At 55.5% G+C, this 12,667-nt stretch carries 9 protein-coding genes; 7 read left to right on the top strand and 2 right to left on the bottom strand.

From position 1 onward, the window contains the following. Together V6C07_RS03045 and V6C07_RS03040 are read right to left on the bottom strand one after the other, a co-directional pair. The coding region (locus V6C07_RS03045) for a transposase (RefSeq protein WP_333534907.1) at nucleotides 1-184 on the bottom strand (184 nt) is incomplete at its 3' end. Nucleotides 185-320: 136 nt separating this feature from the next. Continuing rightward, nucleotides 321-2,093 (bottom strand): sigma-54-dependent Fis family transcriptional regulator, encoded by a 1,773-nt coding sequence (locus tag V6C07_RS03040; protein WP_333534906.1) that lies wholly within the window; start codon nucleotides 2,091-2,093, stop codon nucleotides 321-323. Nucleotides 2,094-2,774: 681 nt separating this feature from the next. Here V6C07_RS03040 and V6C07_RS03035 point away from each other — a divergent pair. The 7 genes from V6C07_RS03035 to V6C07_RS03005 all read left to right on the top strand — a co-directional run bounded on the left by V6C07_RS03035 (nucleotide 2,775) and on the right by V6C07_RS03005 (nucleotide 12,382). Next, the gene (locus V6C07_RS03035) at nucleotides 2,775-5,600 is read left to right on the top strand and encodes a molybdopterin-dependent aldehyde oxidoreductase (RefSeq protein ID WP_333534905.1); all 2,826 of its coding nucleotides are present in this window, start codon (nucleotides 2,775-2,777) and stop codon (nucleotides 5,598-5,600) included. Nucleotides 5,601-5,710: 110 nt separating this feature from the next. After that, entirely contained in the window at nucleotides 5,711-6,817 is a 1,107-nt protein-coding gene (locus V6C07_RS03030) for an NAD(P)-dependent alcohol dehydrogenase (protein ID WP_333534904.1), read from the top strand. 124 nt (nucleotides 6,818-6,941) lie between these two features. Then, on the top strand, nucleotides 6,942-9,197 hold the full coding sequence (locus V6C07_RS03025; protein ID WP_333534903.1) for a pyridine nucleotide-disulfide oxidoreductase/dicluster-binding protein: 2,256 nt from the start codon (nucleotides 6,942-6,944) through the stop codon (nucleotides 9,195-9,197). Between the two features lie 15 nt (nucleotides 9,198-9,212). Then, the gene (locus V6C07_RS03020) at nucleotides 9,213-9,401 is read left to right on the top strand and encodes a DVU_1557 family redox protein (protein WP_333534902.1); all 189 of its coding nucleotides are present in this window, start codon (nucleotides 9,213-9,215) and stop codon (nucleotides 9,399-9,401) included. Nucleotides 9,402-9,901: 500 nt separating this feature from the next. Further along, complete coding sequence (locus V6C07_RS03015) at nucleotides 9,902-10,108, top strand: hypothetical protein (RefSeq protein ID WP_333534901.1); 207 nt, start codon at nucleotides 9,902-9,904, stop codon at nucleotides 10,106-10,108. Between the two features lie 456 nt (nucleotides 10,109-10,564). After that, nucleotides 10,565-11,998, top strand: coding sequence for a sodium:proton antiporter (locus V6C07_RS03010; RefSeq protein WP_333534900.1), 1,434 nt, complete (start codon nucleotides 10,565-10,567; stop codon nucleotides 11,996-11,998). Nucleotides 11,999-12,058: 60 nt separating this feature from the next. Further along, on the top strand, nucleotides 12,059-12,382 hold the full coding sequence (locus tag V6C07_RS03005) for a P-II family nitrogen regulator (RefSeq protein WP_333534899.1): 324 nt from the start codon (nucleotides 12,059-12,061) through the stop codon (nucleotides 12,380-12,382). The last annotated feature ends 285 nt before the right edge of the window (nucleotides 12,383-12,667 follow it).

Here is a 12,667-nt window from a genome sequence, read left to right as displayed (position 1 = left end):
CGCCCGGCTTCAAGGCGAACTCGTGCTTGTCCTGTCGGTAATGCGTAACCCAATTCGCCAAGGTTTTCATCGGAATAGATAACCTTCGCGCTGTTTCCGTTACGCCAAAACCATCATCAACCGCCATGGTGACGGCTTGCTGCCTCAATTCCTGTGAATAACGTCCCCGTGGTGCTTTCGTCATAGAACCTCCTCAATGGATATGGACTATGGCGTCCGTTTTTTCCAGCCTATCTCAACGTTCTCACGGGGCAACATCCTGGCTATAGAGTTTTCAGTCATTGCAAGCCTCTTGTGCCGCAAGATTGCCTGAATTTCTTTCATTGGCACGTCTTTCTTTTTTTCAGTTTGCGGTACAGGGTGACTCTATTTATTCCCAACAATGCCGCGGCTTTTCCCATGTGTCCGCCGCATTTTTCCAGCGCGGCCCCAATGGTCTCAAGCTCAAGCGAGCGCAAATCCAGCGGAAGAGACTGCAGACAGCACGCGCTGCCGGAAGCTGTTTCTGCCCCGCCCTGCAGGCTTTGCGGCAGATCAGCGAGGGTCGGAGCGCTGCCACGCATTTTTGTCAGGGTACTGATAATCACATTTTCAAGTTCACGCACGTTGCCTGGCCAGTCATGCGCGTACAGCGCTGCCATGACCTCGGGGCCAAAAGCTATGCCGCCAGGCAGGCCGTGTTCGTTTGCATAGTTATCTACCATAAATTCCAGCAGTGGAACAAGGTCATCCTTACGCTTGCGCAAAGGCGGAACCCGTAGACTGATGACGGAAAGACGGTAATAAAGATCATTTCTAAAGCGGCCGCTTTCCACAGCCTGCAGCAAAGGCACGTTGGTCGCGGCCATGACGCGTATGTCAAGCGGCCTTACGCGCTCGCCCCCCACTCTGGTGACGCTTTTTTCCTGTAACACGCGCAAAAGGTTAACCTGGGCTGCAAAGGGCATGTCTCCAATTTCATCAAGGAATATGGTGCCGCCCTGAGCCTGCTCGAACTTGCCTTTTTTCCCGGCTTTGTCCGCGCCGGTAAAGGCCCCTCCTTCGTAACCGAACAGCTCGCTTTGCAGCAATTCGGACGAAAGGGCCGCGCAATTTACAGCAACGAACGGGCCAGACCGCCGCCCACTGGCCTGGTGCATGGCCTGGGCCAGCATTTCTTTTCCGGTGCCGCTTTCGCCCTGGATCAGAACTGTATGTTCCGTGGCGGCAATCTTTCTGGCATCATCAATAACGCCACGCATGATTTTACTTTGCCAGATGATATCCTGAAAACCATAACGGACTTTTCCGCCCTGATCCGGCTCATCCGCCTTCCTTCGCAGCACACCGACTATTCCTCCGCATGCGCCCTTGGCGTCTCCGGCGCTGCGCAAGCATGCTTCAACCACAAGGGGATTGGAAGAAGCTGAAAAAAAGTGCAATTCTGCCAGTTCGCGACCGACTTTCACCCCCTGACGTACGGAAGCATAATTGGAAACAAGGGTGTGAATGTCACGCCCGATCACTTTGTCATCCTTGACACCCAGCAGTTTCAGGCCTCGAGGGCTGACATGCGTCAGCACATCATCATTGTCCACCACAATGAGGGCTTCAGCGCTGCTTTGCATCAAGGTAAAAAACTGGGTGCGTAGTTTCCGGTTGGCGCTGCTTTGCGCGCGATAGCCCAGCTCTGCTTCGATGGCCCCGGCAGTCAGTCGGACCAGATTCAAAAGCTGGGATGGATGCCTGCCTCCCACGGTCGTGATATCGAGCACGCCCTGCAGGTCCCCTTGCGGGCTGAATATGGGGGCGGCGGTACAACTCCAGTCGTGGTACACTTCCCGGTAGTGTTCACACATGCGCACCTGGACAGGACGTTTTTCGGCCAGGCAGATACCAGGCGCGAATGTGCCGATACCCACCTCAGAATGCCTTGCCCCTGGAAAGACACTAAGCTGCTCAGCGAGCCTCTTTGGTCCGCTCGCGCCCAGAAGGTCGAGAATATAGCCGTCATTGCTGTACAGCATGACCAGATACTCCTTGCCAAAGAGCAGATCATGCAGTTGCCGCAGATGGCTGGCGGCGGCAGACAGCAAAAGCTTATTTTTTGCCATGACGCCTTCTGTTTTTTGCACAAAAGAAGACGAAGACTCATAGGGGTTTACCGCAAGGTTAAGGCAACGCTGCCACGAGGCCGCTATTTCCGGACGTAAAAAGGCTGTCTGCACTTCCCGGTCAAGGGCAAGTGCTTTCCAAGCTTCTCGAATGCGCGCCAATGAAGCACGCGGCCCCAACTTTTTCTCTGTTTGACTTGTCATAACTGCACCGGTGGTAAAGCTGCCCTTGAGATTATTTCACGCCGTCCGGGCCTGAAAACAGCAATAGCCTCAGCATTCATGTTGCACAAAGCAATATTGATGACAAAACGGATGTTGCATGATGCATCGTTAAAAAAAATTGTAATAATTTACAATCTTTCAATGTTGCATTTTGCAACACTGATACGCCTTTCCATGTAAAACAACATAATTTGGCATATCATAAACAGTCAATAAGGCAAAAATATTTTTTATTAAAACAATCATAAAACAGATTACTTCTTATAAAACCGCATGTTACGCATAGATATCTCCAAGGCATGCAAACTGGCAATGTTATTGCATTCGATGGTCGTGTCGGGCGGGCTCAGGCCCGCCTGACTTCCTCACGCGGAGATGGCGCGACGCGGCAGAGTGCACGTCAACCTGGGCCGTATAAGCCGACGATCTGCTCCAACCATAACAGGGACAGGCCATATGAAGCTTACAAGACTCTTTTTGACCATCAATGGCGCACGGCGCATGGTTGTCTGTGATCCGGAAAAGGATTCTTTGGCGGACATGCTGCGCCGACTCGGACTCACAGGAACCAAGGTCGGCTGCAAGGCTGGGCAGTGCGGCGCGTGCTCGGTCATCTTGAACGGCGAAGTCGTCCGTTCCTGCATACGAAAGATGAAAAACATCAAAGAATTCAGCGTGATCGAAACCATTGAAGGTATTGGCACGCCCACGTGTCTGCACCCGCTCCAGCAGGCCTGGATAACCTATGGTGGTGTTCAGTGTGGTTTTTGTTCGCCCGGCTTCATTGTTTCCGCCAAGGGGCTTCTGGATAAAAACCCTGATCCTTCGCGTGAAGAAGTGCGCGACTGGTTTCAGAAGCATCGCAACCTTTGCCGCTGTACCGGCTACAAGCCTCTGGTGGACGCGGTAATGGCCGCAGCCAGGGTTATGCGCGGCGAGGCAGATATTGAGGACATCACCTATCGTGAAGAGGCTGGCGCATCCATCTACGGGACTAGATATCCGCGCCCGGCGGCCCTGGCCAAGGTTACGGGTCTGTGCGACTACGGCGACGACATCAAGCTGAAGATGCCCGACGACACCCTGCACCTCGCCATCGTGCAGCCCAAGGTGGCCTCCCATGCCAGGATCATCTCCATCGACACTTCCGCGGCAGAAAAAATGGATGGTGTAGTCAAGGTTGTAACCGCCAAAGATGTTAAGGGCACCAACCGCATTGTGGTGCCTGTCGTGCATCCGCGTAGCACGGAACCAGGTACGGAACGCCCGATTATCGCCGACGAAAAAATCTTCCGCTACGGCGACGTGGTGGCTGTGGTCATAGCTGCGACGGAAGACAAGGCCCGTGAAGCCGCGAAAGCCGTCAAAGTGGAAATTGAGCCCTTGCCGGAATATCTCAGCTTTCTGGACGCCGTTGCTCCCGACGCGCTGCGTATCCACACCGGCCCAAACACCTACCTGATGCAGCCTGTGCTCAAGGGGCAGAAGGCCGAAGAAGCCATTGAAGAGTCCTTTTGCTCCGTGGAAGGAAGCTTTCACAGTCAGCGCGAACCCCATCTGAGTATTGAGGGCGATACCCTCCAGGGATACTGGGATACGGAAGGCAACCTGACCATCCATTGCAAGACCCAGGCCGTGGGCTGGCACCGGGCGGGCATTGCCGGAGGCATCGGCATGGATGTGGAGCGCGTGCGCATCATTGAAAACCCCACGGGAGCCAGCTTCGGCTGGGCCGCGTCCCCCGGCAGTTACGCCATAATGGGCGTCTGCCTGATGCTTGTGGAAAACCCCCTCACGCTCACCATGTCCTATGAAGAACATCAGCATTTCAGCGGCAAGCGCACCGCCTCGTACACCAATGGGCGCATGGCCTGTGATGAAAACGGCCTGCTCACCGCGTTGGAATTCGATACCGGCATAGACCACGGCCCCTACACCGAGGTATCGGATCATATTATCGAAAAAGTAGCCCGCTTTATGGGTTTCCCTTACGCTATCCCCAATGTATCGGGCCTGTGCCGCATAGCGCACAGCAACCATAATTACGGCACTGCCTACCGGGGCTTCGGTTCACCGCAGGCCTACACCTGCTCCGAAGCGCTCGTGGATATGCTGGCCGAAAAAATGGGGATGGACCGCTTTGAGTTCAGATACAAAAATATAGCCCGAGAAGGCGATCTGAACATAAACAGTGTGCCTTTCAGGGAATATCCCATGCAGACTCTCATGGATATGATCAAGCCCTACTATGACAAGGCCGTTAAAGATGCCAGGGCCTGCAGCAGCGAAACCAGAAAACGTGGAGTTGGTCTTGTATGCGGCGGTTTTTCCTGCACCCTCGGCCCTCACGACCATTGTGAAGTGGCGCTGGAACTGAATCCGGACGGCACTGTTACCCATTATAATACATGGGAGGATCAGGGGCAGGGCGGTGATATCGGCACGCTCACCCATACGCACGAGGCTTTGAAACCTCTGGGGCTTGCCCCCGGCCAGATAACGCTGGTGCAGAACGACAGCCATGTCTGCCCGGATTCTGGCATCGCCGCGGGCAGCCGCCTGCACTACATGGTGGGCAATGCCACTATCCACGCGGCCAATCAGCTGCTTTCCGCCATGCGCAAGCCGGATGGCAGCTACAGAAGCTATGCGGAGATGCTGGCGGAAAACATTCCCGTGAAATATGTGGGCGTATTTGACGTCACCGGAACAGGCCTCAGTGCTCTCGACCCCAACACGGGGGTAGGCGATCCTACACAGGCCCTGACCTACGGTGTTTTCCTCGCCGAGGTGGAGGTGGAGGTGGAAACGGGCAAGACCACAGTGCTCAGCATGCGTTGCGCCGGCGACGTGGGCAAGATCGGCAACCTGCTGGCTGTGGAGGGACAGGGCTATGGCGGTTTGTCCCACACCATCGGTTACGCCCTTTCCGAAGACTATTCCGATTTCAAGCGCCACGCGACGCTTGCCGGGGCGGGTATTCCCTACATCAAGGACATTCCCGACAATATGGAGCTTATGTTCCTTGAAACGCCGCGTGCCGACGGCCCCTTCGGCTCTTCGGGCTGCTCCGAGCTTTTCCAGTCATCCAGCCATATGGCGGTCATAAACGCCATCTATGACGCGACAGGGGTGCGCATCCATGAGCTCCCGGCGCGGCCTGAAAAGGTCAAGGCTGCCCTGGAAGCCAAGGCCGCGGGAAAATCCCTCAAACCCAAAAAATACTTTCTCGGCTCTGACCTTTACGACGCCCTGGACGATATCGCCGAAAACCCTGTGTAAGGTCCCCCTGGTTCCCGCCGAAGCCCGGCGGGAACCGGCACAGTGGAATAACATCTTTTTGCCAAAATGGTCGCTTCGCAGTCTTCACCTTTTACCACGAGGACACAGCTATGAAGATCACTGCCGCCGTCTGCCGCGCCCCCCAGCATCCCCTGAGCTTCGAGCAACTGGACATTGAGGAGCCACGCGACAATGAGGTGCTCGTCAGAGTGACCAGTTGCGGCGTATGCCACACAGACATGGCCATGCGCGACCAGGTGTATCCTGTACCGCAACCTGTGGTGCTGGGACACGAAGGGGCAGGTTTTGTTGAAAAAATCGGCAGGAGCGTAAGCGGTTTCGCCCCCGGCGACCCTGTCATCATATCCTATAGTTCCTGTGGCGTTTGCCCCACCTGTCTGGACGCCGCGTCCGGGCTGTGCCATCATTATTGGGATTACAACTTCGCCTCCCGGAGGCTGGACGGCAGCACCGCGCTTCGCAACGGGCATGAAGAAATCCACAGCCATTTTTTCGGGCAGTCCTCCTTCGCCACATACGCCCTTACCCGCCCGGACAACCTTGTAAAGCTTGAGACCACAGAAAATATGGACTGCCTCGGCCCGCTCGGCTGCGGCATACAGACAGGGGCCGGGGCGGTCATGAATGTCATGCGCGTCCGTCCGGGAGATAGCGTGGCGGTCTTCGGCACAGGGTCTGTCGGACTCAGCGCGGTTATGGCCGCCCAGGTATGCGGCGCCGCAGTCATAGTGGCCGTGGACCTCAATGCGCAAAGGCTCGCCCTCGCGAAAGAGCTGGGCGCCACGCACACCATCAACAGCGCCAGGGTTGACGATCTGGTTACTGCCGTGCGTGAGGCCACCGGCGGCAGGGGCGTGAACTACAGCCTCGACACCACAGCCAGAGAATCCCTGCTCAATGCCCAGGTGGACTGTCTGGACATTCGGGGCAAGGCCGTCATCGTGGGCGCATCGCCGCAAGGCACACGCATCAATCTGGATGCCGTACCCTTTATGAACCAGGGCAAGACCATCATGGGCGCCGTTGAAGGCAACTGCGTACCCAAACGCTTTTTGCCCAGGCTTATAGCCCTGTTCCGTCAGGGGCGCTTTCCTCTGGACAAGCTGATTACCTTCTACCCCTTTGAGCAAATCAACCAGGCCATAGAAGACAGCGAAAAAGGCCTTGCCATAAAGGCCGTTGTCAAAATGCCCTGACCAAAAGGCTGCTCCGGCCGGCTGCGACTCCCGGCAAGGCCCTCCGCAGGTTTGCGGAGGGCGCGGAGCACCACAGACAGAACATGACCCCGTATATTTTCGCCATGCCAAACGGACGGCGCTTATGAGCATAGAAGACTTCAAGGCTTTTTCGCAGGCCTGTTTCCGCGATTGCCCTCCCCCCTGTTCCTGCACCTGCCCGCTTGGCGTAGATGTGCGAACACTCATGGACAAGGTGCAGAAAAAAAACTTTACCAGTGCCTACAGGCTTTATCGTAATCACGTGCTTTTTCCTGCCATCGTCAGCGCCATTTGTCATGAGCCCTGCCGCGAAGCCTGTGTGCGGCGCGGAGCGGGCCAGGAAATTCTGCTCAGGTCCGTCGAGGCTGCCTGTGTGGCGCATACAAAAAACTCCGCCCCCATTTCCTTCAATGTTCCTGCCAAGCCGTACACCGTGGCGGTGATCGGCGCCGGGTTGAGCGGCTTGAGCTGTGCGCTGAAGCTGGCTTCGCGCAATTACGGCGTTCTGCTGTATGACAGGGAAGAACAGCCAGGAGGGAGCCTGCGCCATCGTATGCCCGAAGAAGTCTACCTGAAAGAAATCGTCAGGCAGTTTTCAGAGGTGGAGTGCAGCATGTTTTTTTCCACGGAGGTAAAGAGCCTGGACTCACTGGAGGCCAACGCCATATATGTGGCTACAGGCAAGGGGGGAGAAGATTTCGGTTTGCTTGAAGGCCTTGATGTCAATTCTCTGGGGTCTGCGCAAACAGGAGTTTTTGTGGGCGGAGAAATATTGGGCTGTAATCCCATTGAGGCCATTGAACACGGCATCCGCGCTTCCTATTCCATTGAAAAATTTCTTCAGGGCGGGGCTATGGACGGCATGCCTGAAACCTATATGAAGCCCCCGCTGCGCCAGGTTTTTTACCAGATGCCCCTGCCGCCATCGCCTCGGGGCATGGAAGAAGGAGAAACCTGCCCCGAGGCGGTACAGGCCGAAAGCCTGCGCTGCCTGCGCTGCAACTGCTCTCTGTGCCATGACCAGTGCGACCTGATGCAGACTTTCCGCTCCTATCCTCCCAAAATGGTGCAGGACACCATATCCTCTATGGGACCCAGAGAAAACATCACCCAGCGCGTGGGGATGAAACTGCTGAATTCCTGTCTCCAATGCGGTCTTTGCAAAAAAGTCTGCCCGGAAAATGTGGATATGGAGCAGTGCCTTCTGGAAGCACGGCGCAGCCTTCACCTGGATAAGGCCCTGCCCCCGGCCTATCATGACTTCTGGCTCAGGGACATGGAGTTTTCCAATGGTCCTGCGGCTCTGTTGTACAAGCCATATTCCGGCCATTCGTGCGAATATCTGTTCTTTCCCGGTTGCCAGCTTGGCGCTTCAGACCCGGCCTATGTCACGGCAACCTGCACGGCTCTGCAGGCGGGATATCCACGCACGGCTCTGTTGCTGGGCTGCTGCGGCGTTCCTGCCGAATGGGCGGGCAACGAAAATCTCCGCGATACGGCTCTGGATTTTGTGCGCGATGCCTGGCTCAGCCTTGGCAAGCCTCAACTGGTACTGGCATGCCCTACCTGCCGTAAAACATTTTCTCGCTATTTTCCTGAGGCACGGAGCCTTTCTCTTTTTCAGATGTTAGCCAGTATGCCAGACCTGCCGCACAGCAGCACCCAGCTTTGCAGAGGGCATGACGTATCCGTATATGACCCCTGCTCCAGCCGCGATGATCCCGGTTTGCAAAAAGATATCAGGGAGCTGGCCGTGCAAATGGGACTAACGGTGCACGAGCTTCCTGTAGGCGGTCCGCTGGCCCGCTGTTGCGGATTCGGCGGGCAGGTGCATGCCGTCAGGCCGGAATTCGTGCGTGAAGTCGCAGCGCAGCGGGCAGCATTGGCTGAGCGGGAATACATCACTTACTGCACCAACTGCCGCGATAGTTTTGCCTTAAACGGAAAACCCTGCAGACATATTCTCGACCTGCTCTTCACGGGCAACTCTCCTTTCCGCAGACCACCCACAATCAGCGAACGGCGTCGCAACAGGCTATGGCTCAGAAACTACTATGAAAACATGGGGGGACAGCCCCGTACCCCACAGCCACAAGGCGACCCAGACATGCGGATAGTCTTTACACAGCAGATCAAGGAAAAAATGCAATGGCTGCTTATTCTTGAAGAAGAAGTGGCCCAGGTGATCGATTACTGTGAACGTACCGGAAAAAAAGTGATCAACCCCGCTACAGGCCGTTTCACAGGATACAAATCACTAGGGTTCACGACCTGCTGGGTGGAGTATACCACGGAACATGGCGGTATATTTGTCCACAATGTGTACAACCACCGCATGACCATAGAAGACAGCCTGTAAGACCAGGGGGCGTTCATGTCTGACAAATTTTTGTGCCATGCCTGCAACTTGCCGCTGCAGATGGTAAAAACCAACTTCAGCTACCTTAGACATACGTTTTCGGCTGAGGTTCCGCGATGCCCGAACTGTGGTATGGTCTATCTCCCGGAGAATCTCGTCCGCGACCGTATGATCCCCGTTGAACAGCTCCTTGAGGATAAATGAAGCACCAGGGGCAGACTAAGGATATGGGAGACAAGGCCCCATGAGCGGCAATGATGCAAAGGACATACAGGTTCTGCTTCAGGATGGACGTTGCTGTAGCCAGGCCATTGTAACTATTCCCCTCCTTTAGAGCAGATTAACTTTGAGAATGTACATTCTCAAAGTTTAAAACACGCTCGCTTCGCTGCTTAACCGCGCAAGTAAATAGCTCTGCTGTCTTCATCCGTAACTTCCTTTGTCGTAACGGCTGAAGCTGCGCTTCCATCTTTGCGGCGGGCGACTGCTCACGCAGCCGCCAGAGCAATTTCAAAGTGAAATTGCTCTAGCAGGCAGCCCACTGCCCCCTCGCGCCGTTCCAGGATCAGCCCGATCAAAAAACTACTCATCTATTTGTTTTTTACTAAACTATCTCTTTTGTTTACACAGTGGGGCGGACTGACTTTGAATATTATATACTTTGAATTTCAATTTCATGTTCGTTATGGAAGGGGAAAGGCCGGATGAATTCTATGATTGAGGCCGTACTGCAGGCTACGCTTATTTCCAAATGCGTCTTGGTGCTGCTGCTGTTTATGTCTGTGTCCAGTTGGGCTTACATGTGCGGAAAATGGCTGGCCTTGCGGTCGGCCCAGAGTCGTACCCAAAAGCTCAACGGACAGGCGGTGAACACGCTGGTGGTGATTCCCTTTGCGTTCAGCCTGCGCTAAGGGCGCCGCAAGCTCGGCGTCCTGCCGCCAGAGCGGCATTTATTCACGAAAGCCCGCCACTGGCGGGCTTTTGTTTTTAGTCTTGCGGCCCTGACGCCAGCCAACGCCTTTGCGTTGCCTCACAGGTAAAAACATGCACAACAAATACCGCCACAACCCCGCCTTATCCTTGGAGCAGGCCTGCCATGACCGGCATCGCGCATTCCCTGCCGAAGCAAAGGTTGCGAAAGGTGTTTGCCCTGCGGCTTTTCTGACGTTATGCTACTTTTCAGTTTTGACCACGGCCTGTGTGCATGCTGCCGTTAACAGTTGCCCGACCTGGTCCGCGTCCCTTGCTCCGGTCATGCTGCCGCGTTGCGCCTCCCGCGCAAATCCGTGCAGGCCCGGCAAGCTCGCGCAAGTCCGCGCCGCAACTGATCTGATTTATATTGGCCTTCCACCCAAGGAGCTCAGGTAGTGCCCATACCCCGATTTCTTGTTTTACTCGCCGCTTGCTTTTTTTTGATTTTCGGCATTCCCGCTCATGGCTTTTGTGCCGATACGCTTTTGGACGGAACACAGCTTTCCCTCATCTGGGCTTTGCCCTTTGCCGGACTTTTGCTTTCCATTGCCTTGTGGCCCCTCGTCAATCCCCACTTCTGGGAAGCTCATTACGGCAAAATAACCGCCTTCTGGAGCGCGCTTTTTCTGGCGGCGCTGCTGATCCACTTCGGGCCACGGGCTACGCTTCAGGAATTGCTCGGAACCATATTCAATACCTATCTGCCTTTTGTCATTCTGCTGATCGCGCTGTTCACGGTTACCGGCGGCATCCATCTGCGGGGCAACCTTACGGGTACGCCGCTCGTAAATACAGGCATCATTTTTATCGCCACCGCGCTTGCCAGTTGGGTCGGCACCACCGGGGCCTCGATGCTTTTCATTCGCCCCCTGCTCCGCGCCAATATGTACCGCCGTTACCGGGTGCATTCCGTCATCTTTTTCATTGTGCTTGCGGCCAACGTGGGCGGCTCGCTCACCCCCCTGGGAGATCCTCCGATATTCCTCGGCTTTCTGGCGGGCGTGGACTTTTTCTGGACCACTACCCACCTGTTCGGTCCCATGGTTTTTCTGAGCGTTTCACTGTTGCTGGCCCACTATCTTCTGGACATGTACCTTTATAGAAAAGAAGACCACGAGCTTCTGGATCAGCACAGGGGCAAAGACGTAAAGCTCAGCCTGGAAGGCTGGCAGGTCAACGTGCCGCTGCTTGCCTGCATCGCCGGGGCCGTGCTCTTGAGCGGCAACTGGAAGCCGGGCATCCACGTTCCCCTTTTCGGCGAAGTGTATATGGAACTGCAAAACATCGCGCGCGACCTGCTTTTGCTGGTGATCATCATTCTTTCCGGCCGGCTCACAAACTTTGCCATTCGAGAACGCAACGCCTTTACGTGGGACCCCATGCGCGAGGTGGTCAAACTTTTTCTGGGCATCTTTATCTGCCTTATCCCCATCATCGCCATCCTCAAAGCGGGCAAAGACGGTGACATGGGCTTTATTATCGACATTCTCAACACTGACGGCAAACCGGACAACATGGTGTATTTCTGGCTTACAGGGGTACTTTCCACCTTTCTGGACAACGCGCCGACCTTTCTTGTCTTCTTTAACATAGCCGGAGGCGATCCCCAGATTCTCATGCATGAACTGTCCCAGACCCTGCTTGCCATCACCTGCGGCACAGTCTTTATGGGGGCAAATACCTATATCTCCAACGCGCCCAACCTTATGGTGCGTTCACTGGCGGAAAATCTTGGCGTGCGCATGCCCAGCTTCTTTGCCTATACGGGCATTGTCCTTGTCATGCTGCTTCCTCTGCTTGCCATTTTCAGTCTTATCTGGCTCAGATAGGGCGATCCGGCACGCAGTCCGCCAATCAGTAATTCAAGTTTGCAAAATAAGGACGGGATCATGATAAAAGACGGCTACGAACTGGTTGTAACCATTGTGAACAAGGGCTGGAGCAGCACCATCATTGAAGCTTCGCAAGAAGCCGGGGCGCGGGGCGCCACAGTGCTCAAGGGGCGCGGCACGGGACTGAAGGTCGCCGCGCTGTTCGGCATACCTGTCGAGCCGGAAAAAGACATTATCCTCAACGCCGTTCCCGCAGATATCAGCCGTGAAGTGCTGCTTGCCATTTCGCACTCGGCAGCCCTTGTCAAACCCGGCAACGGCATTGCCTTTATTTTGCCCATTACAAGTATTGTGGGAGTTTTTGAACAGCAGGAAGACTAGATTTTCCGGCTGCCTCGCAACCGTGCGTTGCATGTCTGCGCCTGAACGCGCGCAGAAACAGAACGCACGGTTGCGAAAAATATCAGATCAGATGGCCCCGCACCTGCCGCAGAGCGCGGCGGGCAACAGGCCAGGTTTTGCCTTCGCTGACTTCAGCCTGCCGAAAACATTACTCCTGCGGCTGCCCTTCCGCCCACTGGGCCTCCACAGGCAGGCCCGCCAGATGCCGACGCAGCATGTCCAGCGCATGACTGGAAGCCAGCCGCCGGGTCCACTCCCGCCCCA

It is taken from the genome of Desulfovibrio sp. 1214_IL3152, from assembly GCF_036763055.1.
Taxonomy (GTDB): Bacteria; Desulfobacterota; Desulfovibrionia; order Desulfovibrionales; family Desulfovibrionaceae; genus Desulfovibrio.
The sequence above is the reverse complement of the archived record's forward strand: the minus strand, read 5'-3'. Positions and strand labels throughout refer to the sequence as shown.